The sequence below is a fragment of the Pseudomonas nabeulensis genome, from assembly GCF_004682045.1.
Taxonomy (GTDB): domain Bacteria; phylum Pseudomonadota; class Gammaproteobacteria; order Pseudomonadales; family Pseudomonadaceae; genus Aquipseudomonas; species Aquipseudomonas nabeulensis.
Genome location: NZ_QUZT01000032.1, coordinates 39899 through 58828, shown reverse-complemented (window position 1 = coordinate 58828; position 18930 = coordinate 39899). Strand labels below are relative to the sequence as shown.

18 protein-coding genes are annotated in these 18930 nt (G+C 53.8%); 6 read left to right on the top strand and 12 right to left on the bottom strand.

The window, feature by feature from the left end; genetic code table 11:
• Positions 1-39: 39 nt before the first annotated feature.
• From DYL61_RS17635 to DYL61_RS17595, 9 genes are read right to left on the bottom strand one after another with little or no spacing between them, the layout of a single operon-like run.
• Entirely contained in the window at positions 40-684 is a 645-nt protein-coding gene (locus DYL61_RS17635) for a DapH/DapD/GlmU-related protein (RefSeq protein WP_135309385.1), read from the bottom strand.
• Positions 685-736: 52 nt separating this feature from the next.
• On the bottom strand, positions 737-1720 hold the full coding sequence (locus tag DYL61_RS17630; RefSeq protein WP_135309384.1) for a glycosyltransferase family 2 protein: 984 nt from the start codon (positions 1718-1720) through the stop codon (positions 737-739).
• Entirely contained in the window at positions 1717-3027 is a 1311-nt protein-coding gene (locus DYL61_RS17625) for a hypothetical protein (RefSeq protein WP_135309383.1), read from the bottom strand. The genes DYL61_RS17630 and DYL61_RS17625 overlap by 4 nt, the downstream gene beginning before the upstream one ends.
• Complete coding sequence (locus DYL61_RS17620) at positions 3024-3956, bottom strand: NAD-dependent epimerase/dehydratase family protein (RefSeq protein WP_135309382.1); 933 nt, start codon at positions 3954-3956, stop codon at positions 3024-3026. The genes DYL61_RS17625 and DYL61_RS17620 overlap by 4 nt, the downstream gene beginning before the upstream one ends.
• Entirely contained in the window at positions 3956-5671 is a 1716-nt protein-coding gene (locus DYL61_RS17615; protein WP_135309381.1) for a thiamine pyrophosphate-binding protein, read from the bottom strand. Before DYL61_RS17615 ends, DYL61_RS17620 begins: the two co-directional genes overlap by 1 nt.
• 3 nt (positions 5672-5674) lie before the next feature.
• Positions 5675-6988 carry a lipopolysaccharide biosynthesis protein RfbH gene (rfbH, locus tag DYL61_RS17610; RefSeq protein ID WP_135309380.1) on the bottom strand — a complete coding sequence of 438 codons (1314 nt, stop codon included), beginning with the start codon at positions 6986-6988 and terminating at the stop codon, positions 5675-5677.
• Positions 6989-7011: 23 nt separating this feature from the next.
• Positions 7012-8097, bottom strand: coding sequence for a CDP-glucose 4,6-dehydratase (gene rfbG / locus DYL61_RS17605; protein WP_135309397.1), 1086 nt, complete (start codon positions 8095-8097; stop codon positions 7012-7014).
• Positions 8098-8099: 2 nt separating this feature from the next.
• The gene (gene rfbF, locus DYL61_RS17600; protein ID WP_135309379.1) at positions 8100-8873 is read right to left on the bottom strand and encodes a glucose-1-phosphate cytidylyltransferase; all 774 of its coding nucleotides are present in this window, start codon (positions 8871-8873) and stop codon (positions 8100-8102) included.
• Between the two features lie 12 nt (positions 8874-8885).
• Positions 8886-9875, bottom strand: a complete 990-nt coding sequence (locus DYL61_RS17595) for an FAD-binding oxidoreductase (RefSeq protein WP_135309378.1) — start codon at positions 9873-9875, stop codon at positions 8886-8888.
• Positions 9876-10419: 544 nt separating this feature from the next.
• Here DYL61_RS17595 and DYL61_RS17590 point away from each other — a divergent pair.
• Entirely contained in the window at positions 10420-10752 is a 333-nt protein-coding gene (locus DYL61_RS17590) for a ComEA family DNA-binding protein (protein WP_135309377.1), read from the top strand.
• An 18-nt stretch (positions 10753-10770) separates the two neighbouring features.
• Here DYL61_RS17590 and DYL61_RS17585 read toward each other — a convergent pair whose 3' ends face one another.
• A complete protein-coding gene (locus DYL61_RS17585; RefSeq protein ID WP_135309376.1) occupies positions 10771-11337 on the bottom strand; it encodes a TetR/AcrR family transcriptional regulator in 567 nt (188 codons plus the stop codon).
• A 144-nt stretch (positions 11338-11481) separates the two neighbouring features.
• On the opposite strand from DYL61_RS17585, the gene DYL61_RS17580 reads away from it, so the two are divergent.
• Complete coding sequence (locus tag DYL61_RS17580; protein WP_135309375.1) at positions 11482-12330, top strand: urea carboxylase-associated family protein; 849 nt, start codon at positions 11482-11484, stop codon at positions 12328-12330.
• A 75-nt stretch (positions 12331-12405) separates the two neighbouring features.
• On the opposite strand, the gene DYL61_RS17575 is transcribed toward DYL61_RS17580, so the two are convergent.
• Both DYL61_RS17575 and eat read right to left on the bottom strand, forming a co-directional pair.
• Entirely contained in the window at positions 12406-12573 is a 168-nt protein-coding gene (locus DYL61_RS17575) for a DUF2897 family protein (RefSeq protein WP_008437727.1), read from the bottom strand.
• Positions 12574-12685: 112 nt separating this feature from the next.
• Positions 12686-14050: an ethanolamine permease gene (gene eat / locus DYL61_RS17570; RefSeq protein ID WP_135309374.1), complete on the bottom strand. Its 1365-nt coding sequence runs from the start codon at positions 14048-14050 to the stop codon at positions 12686-12688.
• A 402-nt stretch (positions 14051-14452) separates the two neighbouring features.
• On the opposite strand from eat, the gene kdpF reads away from it, so the two are divergent.
• The 4 genes from kdpF to kdpC are packed head-to-tail and all read left to right on the top strand — an operon-like array spanning position 14453 to position 18904.
• Entirely contained in the window at positions 14453-14542 is a 90-nt protein-coding gene (gene kdpF, locus DYL61_RS17565) for a K(+)-transporting ATPase subunit F (RefSeq protein WP_017128001.1), read from the top strand.
• Between the two features lie 9 nt (positions 14543-14551).
• Complete coding sequence (kdpA, locus tag DYL61_RS17560) at positions 14552-16252, top strand: potassium-transporting ATPase subunit KdpA (RefSeq protein WP_135309373.1); 1701 nt, start codon at positions 14552-14554, stop codon at positions 16250-16252.
• A 23-nt stretch (positions 16253-16275) separates the two neighbouring features.
• Positions 16276-18333 (top strand): potassium-transporting ATPase subunit KdpB, encoded by a 2058-nt coding sequence (gene kdpB / locus DYL61_RS17555; protein WP_420825076.1) that lies wholly within the window; start codon positions 16276-16278, stop codon positions 18331-18333.
• 25 nt (positions 18334-18358) lie between these two features.
• Positions 18359-18904, top strand: a complete 546-nt coding sequence (kdpC, locus tag DYL61_RS17550; protein WP_135309371.1) for a potassium-transporting ATPase subunit KdpC — start codon at positions 18359-18361, stop codon at positions 18902-18904.
• Positions 18905-18930: the final 26 nt, after the last annotated feature.

The window sequence follows — 18930 nt, the reverse complement described above, 5'->3', positions numbered from 1 at the left end:
ATACCTTGGATACGCAAGATCGCCAATGTTTTAAAATTTTCATAGGTTGATCCATTCACTGTTTTCGTTGCTCCAAACTTTTATCGCTTTAGCCGGACAGCCAACTGCAATCACATTACTAGGGATGTCTTTGGAAACTACGCTGTTGGCGCCGATTATAGACCCGCTCCCGATGATTGTATTTGGGAGTACTACAACATTATCTCCTATCCATACGTTATCACCAATCATTACAGGGCCGCTACTGGAGAGTTTTCGCGCTACAGGGCTTTCATAGGGTGTGGACTGGTTTTGCCCTGAGTAGGTGCCGTGTGCATGATCCGTGATGTGTACTTTACTGCCGATCAGAACATCTTTTCCAATAGTGACTTTGTTGCAGCAGGCTATGTGAAGGTGGTCACTGGCAGAAAAATTTTCACCAATTTCGACATGAGGCTGATAAACAAAGGCGTTGTATTGGGGGATCGCATGTAGCCAAAGACCGTCGCCCACCCTGAAGTTGTCACCGAGTTTGATGTACTCTATGCCAAAAACCTTGGGAGCGCGTCCGAGGTAGGCGCGGTACCCGGATCCAGGAATGGATCTGAGGTAAATAAATGCTCGCCACATCAATAGAAAACGTCCCAGAAGGATTGGGATGATAAAAATGTGGTATTGCTTGATCTTCTTAAAAAGATATGACACCGCATTATCTCACTGGTTGGCTAGGGTATTAGGGCGTTGGGCGCCTGCTTTATTAATGATTTGATTCGGGTGGAGTGTGTTTTTTTCGTATGAAATATAGGTTTATCAAAAAACTAAGTAGGGGTCGTGGAGTAAGTGAAATTGCTGCGACGAACCATGCAGGGTAATTAAGGGAAATGCTCAATATATCCTGGTACTCTCTGAAAGTCTTGTAGTCTAACAAGCCCCTGGATCTTAATGAAATCATGCCTTTAATGGTAAAGGCACCTGACACTTCGCCAAAACTGGTGCAAGCCTTAAGTTTGCTCTTTAGCGAGTAGTTGGTTGGAAGAGAAAGTACAAAATTTGTCCAGCCCTCCAACCCTATCTTAAAAATATTTCTGGTGTGGGCCCAGCTGTTCTTTGATAGGTCTTTTCTTTCAAGAGAGTTTATTGAAACTGGTTGAATCCAATGAACCAAAAAGGGACGTTTTGCAATGGATTCGAACAGGATTCCAGTTTGCAAAAAATTTGAATTATAGTATAGAGAAAAGTTTGCGCTTTTTATCATCGATTTGCTGTAAATTAGACAGCTCATGCAGCTCATTAGGCCGCCTAAGTCTTCTAAAAGTTGATTGGCATCACGGTAGTCACACGTTGGAAGAGTGACCTTGTGCAGTAGATTTACGATGAGTGCGTCGTATTTTTCTTTTTTGGTGAGCGTGTTTAAGACCGTCTCAATATCGTGCGCCCGAATTTTAGATGTGTCGCCAAGGAGCCAGGTGTATTCTGTATCTGGAAGCTCTAGAGCACTTTGAAAGTTAAGGTCGGGGCCGAGATTTTGCATGTTTTTTTTATAGTGCAAAAAAGGATATGTACGCTGCCATTTTTCTACGACGCGAGATGTTTCATCTGTTGACGCATTGTCAGAGACGAATATTTGAATGTTGTGGTGTTTGAGTAGAGGGATGTGTACAGCCAATGAGTGCTCAAGAAAGTTGGCGCGATTGTAAGTAGGTAACGCAATGGATAATATTGTGTTGGGCTGGGAGTTCATGCTAATGACCTTTTGAATGATCTGAAAATCCAATACACCCATGGGGTGACGAGGAAATATACACTGGTGAAACCAGAAAATAGATATTCGAAGGGGAAGTATTTTGCTGCGATAAATGTAGTAATTCCAACATATATACCGTTTATTATCGAAACTGTGACCAACGGTTCCTTTTTATGGGCCCTCATGTATATCGCCATTGCGTTGATGATTAATTGCATGAGCCAGCCTGTGCTCACTGCGAGGAGTGCACTGGTTGGTAATAGGCGATTGTCAATGAAGATCTGGTCTTTTATGAGGTAAACAAAAGTGAATAGTGCTGCCATGCCTGTTAAGTAAGTAATAATCGCAAGAAAGACACCGTTTCTGAATATGTGATTTAATTCTTTTGTTCTTGTTTGTGCGGCGTAGATATTTATTTTGGGAGTGATAATGGTTATCCAAATATTCGAGATGCTGAACATAGCCATGCAGACGGCCATTGAGAATCCTACTTGTCCCGCCTGTACCGCCCCGTAGTAATTGAATGTTAGGGGGGTAAATATAGAAAGTGCGAAATAACCACTTGTCCAGCTTAATGCGAATCGCCACATAAGTGGCATGATTTCCTGGAGCCATGGATGGGTGTTTAGTTTGGCGAGTTTGTACAGTTGGTAGAGCATGGCGTTGTAGTGGTGAATAATGAGGGCTGTGCCAGTAAGTGCTCCGGCGAGCAATGATAGTGCCAGTGCGTAAAGATGAAAGCCGAGCACTAGTAGGCTAACGCTAGTGACGACGCTGATCACGCTAACCTGAAATCGTATTTTCTGCACGTCACCGACGTTATCGCAGCCCTCAATAAAGGAGAGCGCAATACTGTTAATAAACACAACGACTGATGCGAGCCCATAAATAAGCCAGGGGAATTGCCAGTTTAATAATGAGGCTTTATCATTTAAAACAAGGTAACCAATTATAAGTACGATGGGGAAAACAACTAGCGCCATTGCTGTAGCCCATCTCATTGCAAATAAGAATAAAGTGGCTAGTCTTGTAAGGTTTTTCTGTTCTCCGGATATTTTTTTTTGGTCGTTAAACTTTAGGTGAGCGAACTCATGCGAAGCAAATAGCAACAGGATTGCAGAGAATCCCATGTCGGCGAAAACTGCTAGCGCCGCCATACTTATAAATGTATACCAGTAGCCTTGCTCTTCAGGTAGTAGGTAGATAGGTACTAGTATTAGTAATGCTGGGCCTGAAAGTAGGCGCCAAAGTTGATTGGCTGCAGTATTTCGAAAGTCATGGTTGAAGATTTTTTTTATATTCATTTTAATAGTTGGGAGCGCTCGATTTCAAAGCTCAGGCCTTCAAGAGAATCGAAGATCGGCTCGTAGCCTAGTGTTTTGGCTATTCTGTTTTCTGAAAAATAATATTGCTTTGTGCCGGTGGCGTTAATGTGAGAGGTTTCATTCTCGACAACGAACTGCAGGTCGAATAGGTTGTGCAGGTGCTTGAGAATTGAAAATTTATCAGTCGCTGATTTTGTGTAACAGTCTACTGCAAGATTAAGGTGGTTTGTAGAGTTAAGCGCGCCTAAAATTAGGCTGTAAAAATCGGTAGGTGTAATGTAATCGCGGTATATATTAAGGGGTGAGGTTTTTAGTTTGCTCTTTTCCTTTATGGAGCGAATGGCATCTGTGATGAAATATTGCGTACTTAGGTCTTGCGTGCCACTAAAATAGTTGAAGACGCGAATATCAATGATGCTAAGATCCTGGCGTGCCCTATGCCGGGTTTCTGCATAAAATTTAGAAATACCATACCAGTCTGTTTTTTGCAGGTTGTTCAGGTCAAAATTCGTTTGGCTTTTGCTATTTACAGGTGTATCAAAACTGCCTCCGTAGGCAGCGCCGCTACTTAGAAAGATGTATCGACATGTACTGTTCGATTGTATGTAATCAAGCGCAAGCTTGTCATACTCATAAGTAATATCGAGAATGGATGTGCCTATTTTTGACGCCAGTGCTGGGTCGCCAACACCGACAAAGTTGATGATCGCATCGTACTGCGCTTTTTCATTAAAAAAGGAGTATTCAAGAATCTCAATTTTACTTTGTGCCCTTGCTGTAAGTTTCGATAGGTCCAGTTTGCTCTTGTCTCGCACAAAAAGGCTCAATTTGCACGCCTGTGTAGTTGCAAGCGAGTGAGTCAAGTCTTTTGCGATCTGGCTGTTTGCGCCAAATATTGCAATGTGCATTATCGCGACGTCCGCTTTATTTCTGGTAATTGTTCGTCGATGGAGCGGCCGAACTCAAGACGGGGTCGACATTCACGGGCATCAGGCATCATCAGTTCTACTAATTTCGGGTAGGGGAAGTTTAGAAAATTCATGATCTCTGTTGCAAAGTCGTCGTGATTACTGAGAACTGTCGATTCAATGCCGTAAGCTTCGCCAATGGCCTTGAATTGAGAGCTATAACCGTTCCAGTAGGTAGAGGAGTTGCGACCCTCGAAGTACATTTCCTGGAAGCCACGGACCATTCCTAGGGAGCAGTTATTAAGCACAATGATAAGAACTGGCAGTTTGTCGCGTGCAATTATATCTAACTCTTGGATATTCAGCTGCGCACCTCCGTCCCCTGTGATCACAATAGTGGGTTTTTTACCTGCATTGTTAGCTCCTATGGCTGCTGGAATCGCAAAACCCATTGTTCCCAAGCCGCCCGAGTGATGCATAGACTGGCCTGGATTCAGTCGTAATGTGTGTGCTGCCCACATTTGATTATTACCAACATCAGCAACGTAATCGACAGCATGTCCATCGGTCAGCTTGTTTAGCGTTGAGAAGATAACGAAGGGGCTAACAGACCAGTCTGTATATTCATTTATGAAACTGCGTACAAACTGATCCCTTAGTCCAGCAGCCCAAACGGGCCAGGTAGCGTTTTTGTACAGGCTGGAAAGTGGAAATTGGGTGAAAAAAGCATTCAATTCCATCACATAGGACTTGTGTGCGTGGACTCGATTATTAAGCTGGCCCTCCATCAGGTCGATCTGAATAATTTCTGCTTTACGCGCAAAGTCATCAGGTTTTGCGCCTGTCTGCCGAACGTCCATGCGGCTACCGAGGACCAACAGAAAATCGCAATTCTGCACAGCATAATTGGCAGCGCGAGTGCCGTAAGCGCCAAGCATTCCAAGGTAATTTGCATGTGCGGGGATCTTTTCAGCCCCTTTCAAGCTGGCCACATATGGAATGCCTGACTGTTCGAGCTGCTCAAGCCACTGTTTAAAGCTAGGCCTGTTTACCGCGCCACCGCCTATAAGGACCAATGGCCGACTAGCGGATGCTAATCGGGTTCTGATTGCATCAATGTCTGGAGTGTGTATTTCATTCACCCCCCTTTCATCATGTATTGCAAGGTGAGCCTGGACTTCTGCATCGTCAACTTCTGCTCTCTGTATATCCATCGGAATATCCAGCAATACCGGGCCAGGGCGTCCGCTCCGTGCAAGGTCGATGGCTTTCTGAAGGCAAGGAAGCAGTTCTTCAACGTGTTTGATTTGGTATGCGTATTTAGTAATGCTGCTTACCAATGCTACGCTATCGAGTTCTTGGAAACCCTGTTGGCGGATGTTCCGCTCACCTTTGAGTTCGTATGTGTTGACTTGTCCGGTAAGGAATAGGCAGGGGTGGCTGTCAAGCCAGCAATCGGCAATGCCCGTTATCAGGTTGGTCGCCCCCGGTCCGCTGGTGCCCAAGGCAACGCCGAGTATTTCGTGATGCGTCGCACGCGCAACCGCTGACGCAGCAAAGGCGGCCGCTTGCTCATGATGAACAGAAACCAGTCTAGTTTTGCCTAGCAGATTGATGCTATCCACTAGGTGCGTAATCATCCCTCCGATCAGCTCATAGCCGAACAGAACCCCGTTCTTTGCAAGAACCAACGCTACCGCATCCGATGCTTTCATTACTCAGAAACCAATTCCGAAAAACTCTTCCAGCTTTTCACCGACGAAGTCAAAATGCTCTTGTCCCAGCGATGGCTGAACACCAAGCCAGAACGTCTGATTCATAGTGCGGTCGGTGTTAGTCAATTCGCCAACCACACGATACTCAATATTCTGGAAATAAGGCTGGCGCGTGAGGTTGCCAGCGAACAGCAGGCGGGTGCCAATTTTTTGTTGGTCAAGGTACTTGAGCAGGTCGACACGGTTTACGCCACTGCTTTCTTTTAGTGTCACCGGGAAGCCAAACCACGAAGGATCGCTGTTAGGGGTTGCTTCCGCGATTTCAAGGAATTCAGACAAGCTAGATAGGCGCTCTTTGAGCAGCTTGAAGTTACGTTTACGTGTATCAATGAAGTTCTGAGCGCGTTCCAGTTGCGCGAGCCCACATGCGGCCTGCATGTCTGTGATTTTCAGATTATAGCCCAAGTGCGCATAGACGTACTTGTGGTCATAGCCCTGAGGTAGGCTTCCGTATTGCTGACCAAACCGATCACCACAAGTATTGTCGCAACCGGGGGCGCAGTAACAGTCGCGACCCCAGTCACGGAACGACTCTGCGATTACTTTGAGTGTCGGATTATTGGTGAACACCGCACCACCTTCGCCCATAGTGATATGGTGGGCAGGGTAGAAACTGAGCGTGGCGATGTCACCGAACGTGCCTACTAGTTTGCCATCATAGGTTGCGCCCAGCGCATCACAGCAGTCTTCCACCAACCACAAGTTGTATTTCTCGCAGAGCGCCTTGACCTTGCCCAGGTTGAATGGGTTACCCAAGGTGTGAGCCAGCATTATTGCCTTGGTTTTTGGCGTGATGGCCGCTTCGATTAAGTCCGCATTGATGTTGTGCGTCGCCATGTCGACATCGACGAATACCGGGATTGCGCCAAACTGGACAATTGGGTTGACCGTTGTTGGGAATCCTGCGGCTACCCCAATTACCTCATCGCCTTTCTTGATCGCCCGCTCACCGAGCTTGGGTGAGGTCAGTGTGCTGAAGGCAACTAGATTAGCGGAAGAGCCAGAGTTGACTGATATCAAAAATTTTACGCCGATGAACTCAGCCAGTTTTTTCTCGAATTCTGTATTAAAGCGGCCAGTGGTGAGCCAGCCATCCAAGGACGCATCGACCATCAGCTGCAACTCGCGTGCACCAATTACTTTGCCGGATGGTGGAATGATGGTTTCGCCGGCGACGAACGGCTTGTTTGCCAACGCTACGTCTGCGTACTGCTTGACGAGCTTGCTGATTTCCTGGCGGAGCATATCGGGGGTCATGAAGGTTCCTGCTAAAAATAAAGTTAGTTGCTGCTGGCATGCATGGCGAGTACGTATGCGTTTATTTCATCTAGGCATTGGGCTTGGACATCGTCGCCGCTCAGCCATGCGCGATGCCATGTCACAATCCGGGCGAGCGTCGTTTCCAAATTCCAGCTAGGCGACCAATGTAGATGGGCGCGAGCCTTCGAAATATCCAGCTTGAGATAATTGGCCTCATGCGGTTGCGGGTCTTGATCGAGTTGCCAGTGGGCGCCTGCACCCCAAGTCCGCACCATGTGCTCTAGGATCCACTCAACAGGCCGCGCATCTTCGTCCTGTGGACCGAAATTCCAGCCTTGGGCGAAGCGCTGCCCGTGCGTCCAAAGATGTTCGGCCAGAATCAAGTAACCACTCAATGGTTCGAGTACGTGCTGCCATGGACGCGTAGCCTTTGGATTGCGTATTGTAACGGGCTCGCCCTGTTCGAAGGCGTTAAGGATATCAGGTATGAGACGATCCTCTGCCCAATCTCCCCCTCCAATCACATTGCCTGCACGGCCGGATGCCAATGCTGCGGTCTGCGGACCGTTGAAGAACGATTTGCGATAGGCACTGGTAAGCAGTTCGACACAACCTTTGCTGTTGCTGTAAGGGTCATGTCCACCCATGGGCTCATCTTCACGATAGCCCCATTCCCACTCACGATTTTCGTAGCATTTATCCGTGGTAACGTTGACGATTGCGCGCAGATTGGAGCACTGGCGTGCGGCCTCCAGTACATGTAGCGTACCCATTACGTTTGTCGCATAAGTTTCTACCGGCTCGCGGTAGGAAAGACGAACCAGCGGTTGTGCCGCCATGTGGATCAGCACGTCTGGATTGAAGTGTGCCATGCTATGGGTAATAGTCGCTAAATCGCGGATATCCCCCTCTTCTGACTCTATCCTTTCGGCGACCTTGGCTTCGATGAAAAGAGAAGGTCGGGTCGGAGGTGCCAGCGCAAAGCCTTTGACCTGTGCGCCCATGCTCGTCAACCAAAGAGAGAGCCAACTGCCTTTAAAGCCAGTATGGCCAGTCAGGAACACTTTTTTACCTTGCCAAAAGGCTGGGGAAACCATCGACTTCATATTCAGTCCCAGGATTTCCATGGGGCTTTGCCAGAATGCCAAAGCTCTTCCAGATAGTGTTTATCACGCAGTGTATCCATGGGTTGCCAGAATCCAGCGTGTTCGAACGCCATCAGCTCGCCTTCAGCCGCGAGTTTCATTAGAGGTTCCTGTTCCCAGGTAGTGCTGTCGTCTTTCAGGTAACCTAATACCTTCGGGCTGAGCACGAAGAATCCACCATTGATCAGCGCGCCATCGCCTTTAGGCTTTTCTTTGAAGTTAAGTACCTGCCCGTTCTGGATGTCCAGTGCGCCAAAACGCCCGGGTGGGAAGGTGGCAGTAAGCGTTGCAGCCTTACCGTGCTGCTTGTGGAATGCGAGGGTGGCACTGATATCGACATCGCTGACGCCGTCGCCATAGGTAAAGCAGAAGGCTTCGTCATCTTTAACATAGTCGGCGACGCGGCGAAGTCGACCGCCGGTCATGGAGTCATCGCCAGTGTCGACAAGGGTGATATTCCAAGCTTCGGCGCGTTTGTCATGCACCTTCATGGTGTTGTCGCGCATATTGAATGTGACATCGGACATGTGCAGGAAATAGTTGGCGAAGTATTCCTTGATGACATATCCCTTGTAGCCACAGCAGATGATGAAGTCATTGATACCATGCGCCGAGTACATTTTCAGGATGTGCCAGAGGATAGGCTTGCCGCCGATCTCAACCATGGGCTTTGGGCGCAGGCTAGTTTCTTCACTTAATCGAGTTCCCAGGCCGCCGGCCAAAATAACTGCTTTCATACTGTCTCCGGATCAATTCGAGCTTACAAAAGCATCGGAATGGAAATGTTTGGGGGGCAGGCCGGCCCGTGCCAGCAATTCACGTGCCGTCTGTATCATGGCTTCAGAGCCACAGGCATAGACTGAGGTATCTGCTAGATCGAGGTTTTCTGCAAGTACTGCATGCTGGACGTAGCCCATAGCTCCTGTCCAAGCAGCCTGCGCACGTGATAGCACGGGCCGATAGGTTAAGCCCAGGCTCGGGAAATTCGGGGTCCAGTATAGATCTGCTTCAGTACGGGCCCCCCAATAGACGTAAATACGCTTGTTGTCGAATGATTCCGGCGCGGCAGCCAAGGCTTCAAGCATAGCCTTGACAGGAGCAACGCCAGTACCCGTAGCCATGAATACCAGGTTTTGGGTGGTAGCGTTGCGCAAACAGAAGGTGCCGAGTGGTCCTTCCAGTCTGAGCAGGTCATTTTCTTTCGCCTCAGTGAACCAGTACTGGCTCATAACCCCTTCAGGCACGTGGCGGATATGCAGTTCCAGCTTTGCATCCTCGCGCATGGCATTAGCAATTGAGTAGCTTCGCCGTACGCCGCTCCTGCCAATGACATCGATATATTGACCGGCCAGGTAGGTGAGTCCGCTCTTGGGGGGCGTTCTCAGGACAACTCGTACCACGTCAGCAGCCAAGCGCTCAACGGTGTCAAGACGGCAAGGCATGGTTTTGATATTGACGTCGCTCAGCAAACCGAGATCCTCGATATCCAACTCGACATCGGTGAGTGCAGCTCGGCAGCAGGTCAGGATGGATCCAGACAGGCGCTCTTCTTCCGACAAAGCGAGCTCGGGCTGAATAAGCTCCGTTTCGCCACTGAGAACGCTGGCTCTACATACGCCGCACCGCCCGGTACGACAGCTGTACTCAAGCACGAGCCCCTGGGATTTTGCGCAATCGAGCAGGCTTTTTCCGGGCTCTGCCGTAAATGTCTTTTGGTTGGACAAGGTGACGATGGACATGAGTCAAGTACCACGCTTGGCATTGACGTTACAACGATTCGATTCATCCAACTGAATAGTGGGTGTTGTACACACCTTTCCCAATTTTTTGATGCCCATGTACGTTTACATCTCCTCTCGTCGTCACATTGAATGCCGCACGACATTTCAGTATGCAGACCACATGCACTATGGCAGGCGCTTATTTGTAATTTTCAAACGGACAAAAACACCAGCCTTAAGACCAAACCTGCTGAAACGTGTGAATAAACTTTGGACACTGTCTTGGATGCGGGTTTACGCTATTTCCGGTCAAATACCGGTTGACATCGCGACATCGGCACGCAGATCTCAAAACAATGCCTCCGAACGCCTATCTGCACAGTAGTTGCGAGCGATTCTACCTGCTTGGGACCTTAACTGGAAATGTGAGATCTGGCAGCATCGTCTTTCGAAGGTCACACTCTGTAACCCACTCACTTTTGACGCCCCTCAATCTTCACCTAAGTTTGAAAAGCAGCTTCGGAAAAGCTGCTTTTCACTTACTGATCCCAAGGAGCGTCAAATGCAGCACACCTACCTCACCTCCCTAGTCTTTGCCTTCCTCACCACGCTTTCGGTTGCTACCACCGCAGCCCCCTCCATAAAGCCGGAAGCTCCAACCCCCATCACCGCCCAACTCTCCAAAACCGAGCAGTCCGCCAAGGTCAACCTCAATGCCGCCGACGCCGAAACCCTGCGTCGTGATCTCTTCGGCATTGGCGCCGCGAAAGCCAAAGCGATCATCGCCTACCGCGAAAGCAACGGTCCTTTCACGGCGGTAGACGAGTTGTTGGAAGTGAAGGGCATCGGCAAGGCGTTGCTGGAGAAGAATCGCGAGAGGTTGGCAATCAACTAAAACACACCAAGAGGCCGGTCATTGATCGGCCTTTTCGTTTTCTGCGATCTGCGTTTTGAGGCTATCACGCACCACTTCCATGATTCGCGCGGCCAATGCTGGATCTTCGACACTTCTTGCCAACACCAACGCTCCCACCAGCGTCGACATCATCACCAAGCCCTGGGTATCTTCCTGAGCTGTTTCAATCTGCCTGACGCGAGCTGCAAGCACTGCATCCGTCGTTGTACTGTGCTGACCTCTAAGCCCCAGCTCGGATGACATGGTCGGCAGCGGGCACCCTTCACCCGGTGAGGTGAGGTGCCATTCCGACAGGTAGCTGTCAACAAAAGCTTCCAGCGGCCGTTCCTGGCTGAAGAGCATTTCGCAATGCGCATCCAACTCAGCCGCTGCCGCCTGCAGGGCCTCTTCCACCAGTTCATCTTTGGATTTGAAGTGCGCGTAGAACCCGCCATGTGTCAGGTTCAGGGCTTTCATCAACGGCTGCAGGCCGGTAGCACCAATGCCATCGCGGCGAAAGCGCACGGAGGCTTCTTTGATGATGCGTTGGTGGGTCTGGGCTTTGTGGTCGGATGAATAACGCATAGGGCAGCCTCGGTTACAGGCTGGCATTTTAACCAACTTGTATCGTTTTACACATATGCGCATTGGCATGAAAAGTGGTTACTTCTACGCAACAAATGGTTGTTTTGGGCTTTGTTTAACCGTCCCTGATTGAGGTTTCCCGATATGTACAAAAACTACCCCGCCGCTTATCAGGTCAGTAAAGGCTCTGCGTTGCAGGTGGACACGGCGTTTTATGAACGCATTCGCGACCGAAAGGACCAGCGCAGCCTGATCGAACAGTTCGAAGTACCTATTCGGACGGGCAGGGCGTGGACGGTGCCGGCGGGGCATGTGTTTCGTGTGACCACCCCGGTTGGGCCGCAGGTTGGCGACTTCAATGTGTGGAACGCGAACGACCCTCGCGAGCGTCTATGGGCGGCGCGCACTCGTCAGTTACAGGGCGCTCATGTCAGTACTCATGACCGGCTGTGGTCGAACCTGCCATTTCTGCGTCCTTTGGTAACGATCACCGATGACAGCCTGGCCAGCTATGGCATCGATGAGCACGGCGGGCGTCTGCACGATTTGCTGGGTACGCGCTGCGATCCTTATGTGAACCGTATGCTTACGGGGGAGGACTTTCACCATCATTGCCACTCGAACTTGACCCGTGCGGTATTGCCCCACGGTCTGACGGAATTCGATGTGCATGATGTGTTGAATATTTTTCAGTGCACGGGCCTCAATCATGACGATATGTATTTCATGAAGGCGTGCCCGGCGCAGAAGGGCGATTACCTGGAGTTTTTTGCCGAGATTGATTTGTTGTGTGCGTTGTCGACGTGCCCGGGTGGGGATTTGTCGCTGCCGATGTGGGGGCCGGATGCGCAGGATCCGTTGACGGTGTGCCGTCCGTTGGGGGTTGAGATTTATCGGTTGGAAAAGCAACTACTGGAGGGCTGGAGCCAGCCGGAACGTGCTGCGTACAAGGGGCAGCATGGGTTGCAGATTGCCAGGGCGGAATGGGAGTAGGTCAGAGAGGGGGCTGCTGCGCAGCCCAGCGGGAGCAAGCTCCCTCGCCACAAGGATTATGCCTAGGCCCTCGGATTAACGATCCTGCGCATCCTTGGCATCCGCCTGCGCATTGCGCTCGGCCACGCGTTTGCGCTGTTCATCGGTGAGTTCCACCTTGTTGGCGCTGTCTCGCAGCATTAGCAGCCCACCGACGATTGACCCAATCGCTACCACTAAAATCAACCACGCATACCACGGCATAAGGCTCTCCTTGAGGCAGATTGCCGTGGGAGAATTTTCCCACGGGAATAACTGCTTTGAGTAACGGGCTTTCTGACTAGTTCAGTGTAGGCCCGTTCTGCCTCTCAGTAGATCAGAGCCCGGTCAACATCGCATCTGCGGGTGCATCTGCACGGGCTTGGGCGGTCAATTGGAAGTAGGCGAACCCCACTGCCATAAAGCCCAGGAAAATCAGCCCGATCAGCGCATTGAACCAAGCCATGGCCACCAGGCACACCACTGCCAGCACCAGGGCAATGCCCGGCACGATAGGGTAGCCCGGCGCGCGGAAGGTGCGTTCCAGCAACGGTTCGGTCTTACGCAGTTTGAACAGGCTGAGCATGCTCATGATGTACATCACGATGGCGCCGAACACGGCCATGGTGATCATCGCGGCAGTGAGTGTCATGCCGCCCAGGTTGATCAGGCCGTCGCTGTAAATGGCGGCGATGCCGACCACGCCGCCAGCGATGATTGCGCGGTGGGGTGTCTGAAAACGCGACAGTTTGGCCAGGAACGGCGGCAAGTAGCCGGCGCGGGCCAGGGCGAAGAATTGGCGCGAGTAGCCCAGGATAATGCCGTGGAAACTCGCTACCAGACCGAACAAACCGATCCACACCAGCATGTGCAACCAGCCGGAGCTGTCGCCCACCACGGTTTTCATGGCTTGTGGCAATGGGTCGTTGATGTTGGACAGGGTACGCCAGTCGCCCACGCCGCCGGCAAAGAACATCACGCCCATGGCCAGGATCACCAAGGTGAGGATGCCGCTGATGTAGGCTTTTGGAATGGTGCGCTTGGGGTCTTTCGCTTCCTCGGCGGCCATGGCGGCGCCTTCGATGGCGAGGAAGAACCAGATGGCGAACGGAATCGCGGCAAACATGCCGGCAATCGCCGGGGCACCGAAGGTGTCGGAACCGGCCCAGCCGTTCAGGGCGAAGTTGCTGAAACTGAAGGCCGGAGCCACCACGCCCATGAATACCAGCAACTCGGCGACGGCCAATACGCACACCACCAGTTCAAAGGTGGCGGCGAGTTTGACGCCGAGGATGTTCAGGCCCATGAACACGAAATAGGCGCCGACGGCGGCGTGTTTTGGGTCCAGCGCCGGGAACTGTACGTTCAGGTAGGCGCCGATGGCCAAGGCGATGGCGGGTGGGGCGAAGACGAATTCGATCAGCGTCGCGAGGCCGGCAATCAAACCGCCTTTCTCGCCGAATGCGCGGCGGCTGTAGGCAAAGGGGCCGCCTGCATGGGGAATCGCGGTGGTCAGTTCGGTGAAACTGAAGATGAAGCAGGTGTACATCGCGGCGACCATCAACGAAGTCACCAGGAAGCCCAGGGTCCCGGCAACGCCCCAGCCGTAGCTCCAGCCGAAGTATTCGCCGGAGATCACCAGGCCGACGGCGATACCCCAGAGATGCAGGGTGCCGAGGGTGGGTTTGAGTTGTGTGTTCATGTGCTGCTCTCCCTGAACCGGTTGGAATGATTCAAGGTGTTGCAGCGGGCATGCCAGCTTGAGAAGCATTGTCGTAAAGGCGCTCATCTGTCGTCAGGGAGATGGTTTGGCGTTTGAATTCTTCTGGCGTTGCACCAGATGAGTGCGGTGGTGTTTGGGCTGACGCCATCGCGGGCAAGCCCGGCTCCCACATTTGACCGGTGTATGCACAGCAAGTGTGGGAGGGGGCTTGCCCCCGATGAGGCCGGACCAGTCACCACATATACCCCTGTAACCCCCGCATAAACCCACTCTTTACGCCGTCTTTACGCCCCACCCACCCCCTCGGTCTCGTTCCTTTACACCCCTCCTGCCGACAATTGCCCCACACGCGGCAATGCGCCGTTAAACGGAGAAACTTCCATGAGCATTCTGGACGGGGTGTCACTGCTATTGGCTGTGGCGCTGTTCATTTATCTGCTGGTTGCGCTGTTACGCGCGGATCGGAACTAGGAGCGGGCCATGCACAGTTATGACTATTGGCTGATCATTGCCTTTTTTGCCGTGGTGCTGGTGCCAGCGCCGTTCCTGGGTCGGTTCTATTACAAGGTGATGGAGGGTCAGCGTACTTGGCTCAGCCCGGTTTTGGGGCCGGTGGAACGAGCCTGCTATCGCCTGTCCGGGGTGGACGAGCATCAAGAACAAAGCTGGCAGAAGTACATGCTGGCCTTGCTCGCGTTCAACCTGGCGGGCTTTTTGTTGCTGTTTGCGATCCTGGTGTTCCAGGACTATCTCCCACTCAACCCGCAGAAATTGCCCGGTCAGGAATGGACGCTGGCCTTCAACACCGCGGTCAGTTTCATGACCAACACTAACTGGCAGTCCTACAGCGGTGAGGCGTCTCTCAGTTACCTGAGCCAAATGGCTGGCCTGACCGTGCAGAACTTCGTCAGTGCGGCCACCGGTTTGGCCGTGTTGGTCGCGTTGTGCCGTGGGATTGGTCGCAAATCCGCACAGACATTGGGCAATTTCTGGGTCGATATGACCCGCGCCACCCTCTACGGCTTGCTGCCGCTGTGCCTGGTGCTGGCGCTGTTCCTGGTGTGGCAGGGCGTGCCGCAAACCTTCGCGCATTACATTGATGCCGTGACGCTGCAAGGCGTAGATCAAGTGATCCCCTTGGGCCCGGCGGCCAGCCAGATTGCGATCAAGCAATTGGGCACCAACGGCGGTGGCTTCTTCGGCGTCAACTCGGCGCATCCGTTTGAAGACCCGACCGCCTGGGCGAACCTGTTCGAGATGGCGGCGATCATCCTGATCCCGGTGGCGCTGGTGTTCACCTTTGGCCATTACGTCAAGGACTTGCGCCAGAGCCGTGCGATCCTCGGCTGTATGCTGGCGCTGTTCCTGATCGGCGGCGCAACGTCGTTGTGGTCCGAATACCAGCCGAACCCGACCCTGAATAGCCCGGCCGTCGAGCAAACCGCGCCGCTGGAAGGCAAGGAGTCACGCTTCGGCACTACCGGTACGGTGCTGTGGTCGGTGACCACCACGGCGGCGTCCAACGGTTCGGTCAACGGTATGCAGGACAGTCTCAGCCCCCTCAGCGGCATGGTGGCGCTGGTCAACATGATGGTCGGCGAAGTGATCTTCGGCGGCGTCGGCGCCGGCATGTACGGCATGTTGCTCAACGTGTTGATCGCCGTATTCCTCGCCGGCTTGATGATCGGCCGCACACCGGAATACCTCGGCAAGAAACTCCAGGCCAAGGAAGTGCAATTGCTGGTGGTGACGCTGCTGGTAATGCCGGTTGGCGTGCTGGTACTTGGCGCCATTGCCGCCAGCCTGCCTGGCCCAGCGAGTGCCATCAGTAACCCCGGCCCCCACGGGTTCAGCCAGTTGCTTTACGCCTACACCTCGGCCAGCGCCAACAACGGCTCGGCGTTCGGCGGTTTTAGTGCCAACACCGCGTTCCACAACCTCATGCTGGGCCTGGGCATGTTGATCGGTCGCTTCGGTTACATCCTCCCGGTACTGGCCCTGGCCGGCAGCCTGGCGATGAAGAAGAGCGCACCGATTGGCCAGAACAGCTTCCCCACCCATGGCCCGCTGTTCGTGACCCTGCTGACCGTGACCATTTTGCTGGTGGGCGGCCTGACGTTCCTGCCGACGTTGGCGCTGGGTCCCATCGCTGAACATCTGAGCATGGTTGCTCCTCAATAGAGAGCTAGAGAAGGGATATGAACATGAATATGCCTGCAAAAAATGCCGCTCCCGTGCATACCCAGGAGCCTGCCAAAACCGCGATGTCCGCCCTGTGGCGCCCAGCGCTGGTCCAGGCGTTCGTCAAGCTGGACCCGCGTCAACTGCAACGTTCGCCGGTAATGCTGGTGGTCGAGTTGACCGCGATCCTCACCACCGTGCTGTGCTTCGTGCCGGACACCAGCGTGCCGACCTACGTCGCCGTGCAGATCGCGGTGTGGCTGTGGTTCACCGTGCTGTTCGCCAACTTCGCCGAAGCCTTGGCCGAAGGGCGGGGCAAGGCGCGTGCCGACAGCCTCAAGGCCGGCAGTGAAGGCCTGAGTGCGCGGCGCAAAGAGGCCGATGGCAGCTTCAAGGTCGTACCGGCCACCAGCCTGCGCAAAGGCGATGTGGTCCGTGTGGCCGCCGGGGAAATGATCCCCGGTGACGGTGAGGTCATCGAAGGCATCGCGGCGGTTAACGAAGCGGCGATCACCGGCGAATCCGCGCCGGTCATCCGCGAGTCCGGCGGCGACCGCTCCGCCGTCACCGGCAATACCCGCCTGGTGTCGGATTGGCTGCTCGTCCGCATCACCGCGAACCCCGGCGAGTCCACCCTCGACCGCATGATCGCGTTGGTAGAAGGCGCCAAGCGCCAGAAAACCCCTAACGAAGTCGCGCTGGATATTTTGCTGATCGGCCTCACCCTGATCTTTTTGCTGGTGGTGGTGACCCTGCAACCGTTCGCCCACTTCGCCAATGGCAGCTTGCCGCTGGTGTTTCTGGTCGCACTGCTGGTGACGCTGATTCCTACGACGATTGGCGGCCTGTTATCGGCCATCGGTATCGCCGGGATGGACCGCCTGGTGCGCCTCAACGTGATCGCCAAGTCCGGTCGCGCCGTGGAAGCGGCGGGGGACGTGCACGTGTTGCTGCTGGACAAGACCGGCACCATTACCTTCGGTAATCGCCGTTGTGCGGCAGTGGTGGCGGCGCCTGGCGTCAGTGGTCGTGAAGTGGCCGAAGGCGCATTGTTCGCCTCCCTGGCGGACGACACGGCAGAAGGTAAATCCATCGTCGAGTACCTGCGCGCCCTGCATCCACAGGCCGAGCCCTCCCCGGACGAACTGACCGGCGTGCCGTTCAGCGCCGAGACCCGTTTATCCGGTGTGGATTACCAGTGCCGCGTTTACCGCAAAGGCGCGGTGGATTCGCTGTTGAGCTTTATCGGCCAACAACGCCGTGACCTTGCGCCTGCGTTGTCGCGGGAAATCGACAAGATCGCCCAAAGTGGCGGCACGCCGTTGCTGGTGTGTGTCGACGGCAAGCTGCTCGGTGCGATCCACCTTAAAGACGTGGTCAAGCCCGGCATCCGCGAACGTTTCGCCGAGCTGCGCAAGTTGGGTATCCGCACTGTGATGGTCACCGGCGACAACCCCCTGACCGCCGCCGCGATTGCTGCCGAAGCGGGCGTTGACGATGTGTTGGCCGAAGCCACGCCAGAGAAAAAACTCGCACGCATCCGCCACGAACAAAACGACGGTCGACTGGTGGCGATGTGTGGTGACGGTGCCAACGATGCCCCGGCCCTGGCCCAGGCGGACGTCGGCATGGCGATGAACGACGGCACCCAGGCCGCCCGCGAAGCCGCCAACATGGTCGACCTCGACAGCGACCCGACCAAGCTGCTGGACGTGGTGCAGATCGGCAAGGAGTTGCTGGTGACCCGTGGCGCACTCACCACGTTTTCCATCGCCAACGACGTGGCCAAGTATTTCGCGATCCTGCCGGCGTTGTTCGCCTCGATCTACCCACAACTGGGTGTGCTCAACGTGATGCACCTGCAGAGCCCGCAGAGTGCGATCCTCTCGGCGATTGTGTTCAACGCGTTGATCATCGTCGTGCTGATTCCCCTGGCGCTGCGCGGTGTGCGGGTGCAGGCGGCGAGCGCGGCGGCGTTGTTGCGGCGCAACCTGCTGATCTACGGGCTGGGTGGGATTCTGGTGCCGTTCGTGGGCATCAAGGCCATCGACCTGCTGCTGACGGCGCTGCACCTGGTGTAAACCCCACTGAATCGAGGAATTTGACATGTCCAACCTGATCCGTCCGGCCCTGAGCCTGCTGGTCCTCATGACCCTGATCACCGGCGTCGCCTACCCCTTGGTAGTGACGGGCGTCGCCCAGGTCGCCTTTCCCGACCAGGCCAATGGCAGCCTGGTGCGCGACGACAGCGGCAAAGTGCGTGGCTCCAGTTTGATCGCCCAGGATTTCACCGGCGACAGCTGGTTCCACCCGCGTCCTTCGGCGGGCGCCTTTGCTACGGTTTCCAGCAGCGCGAGTAACCTTGGCCCGAGCAACCCCGCGCTGGCGACACGCGTTTTTGAAGATGCGAATAAACAGCTCGTGCCAGGTCAGGGGCCGGTGCCCTTGGCGTTGCTGACTACCTCTGGCAGCGGTCTTGATCCACACTTGCCACCCCAGGCGATTGCCTATCAACTGGCACGGGTGGCGGCGGCGCGGAATGTGCCGGTGTCGACGTTGCAGCGGCTGCTGGATGAGCATATCGAAAGCCCGCTGATAGGGCCGCCGGTAATGAACGTGCTGACACTCAACATAGCCCTGGAAAAGTTGTAGGGCATTACATCGCCATCGCGGGCAAG

Bases quoted from the DNA above. Each gene is read 5' to 3' on its own strand.
- DYL61_RS17630 (WP_135309384.1), bottom strand. From the start codon at position 1,720: ATGAACTCCCAGCCCAACACAATATTATCCATTGCGTTACCTACTTAC.
- DYL61_RS17625 (WP_135309383.1), bottom strand. From the start codon at position 3,027: ATGAATATAAAAAAAATCTTCAACCATGACTTTCGAAATACTGCAGCC.
- DYL61_RS17620 (WP_135309382.1), bottom strand. From the start codon at position 3,956: ATGCACATTGCAATATTTGGCGCAAACAGCCAGATCGCAAAAGACTTG.
- DYL61_RS17615 (WP_135309381.1), bottom strand. From the start codon at position 5,671: ATGAAAGCATCGGATGCGGTAGCGTTGGTTCTTGCAAAGAACGGGGTT.
- rfbH (WP_135309380.1), bottom strand. From the start codon at position 6,988: ATGACCCCCGATATGCTCCGCCAGGAAATCAGCAAGCTCGTCAAGCAG.
- rfbG (WP_135309397.1), bottom strand. From the start codon at position 8,097: ATGAAGTCGATGGTTTCCCCAGCCTTTTGGCAAGGTAAAAAAGTGTTC.
- rfbF (WP_135309379.1), bottom strand. From the start codon at position 8,873: ATGAAAGCAGTTATTTTGGCCGGCGGCCTGGGAACTCGATTAAGTGAA.
- DYL61_RS17595 (WP_135309378.1), bottom strand. From the start codon at position 9,875: ATGTCCATCGTCACCTTGTCCAACCAAAAGACATTTACGGCAGAGCCC.
- DYL61_RS17590 (WP_135309377.1), top strand. From the start codon at position 10,420: ATGCAGCACACCTACCTCACCTCCCTAGTCTTTGCCTTCCTCACCACG.
- DYL61_RS17585 (WP_135309376.1), bottom strand. From the start codon at position 11,337: ATGCGTTATTCATCCGACCACAAAGCCCAGACCCACCAACGCATCATC.
- DYL61_RS17580 (WP_135309375.1), top strand. From the start codon at position 11,482: ATGTACAAAAACTACCCCGCCGCTTATCAGGTCAGTAAAGGCTCTGCG.
- DYL61_RS17575 (WP_008437727.1), bottom strand. From the start codon at position 12,573: ATGCCGTGGTATGCGTGGTTGATTTTAGTGGTAGCGATTGGGTCAATC.
- eat (WP_135309374.1), bottom strand. From the start codon at position 14,050: ATGAACACACAACTCAAACCCACCCTCGGCACCCTGCATCTCTGGGGT.
- kdpF (WP_017128001.1), top strand. From the start codon at position 14,453: ATGAGCATTCTGGACGGGGTGTCACTGCTATTGGCTGTGGCGCTGTTC.
- kdpA (WP_135309373.1), top strand. From the start codon at position 14,552: ATGCACAGTTATGACTATTGGCTGATCATTGCCTTTTTTGCCGTGGTG.
- kdpB (WP_420825076.1), top strand. From the start codon at position 16,276: ATGAATATGCCTGCAAAAAATGCCGCTCCCGTGCATACCCAGGAGCCT.
- kdpC (WP_135309371.1), top strand. From the start codon at position 18,359: ATGTCCAACCTGATCCGTCCGGCCCTGAGCCTGCTGGTCCTCATGACC.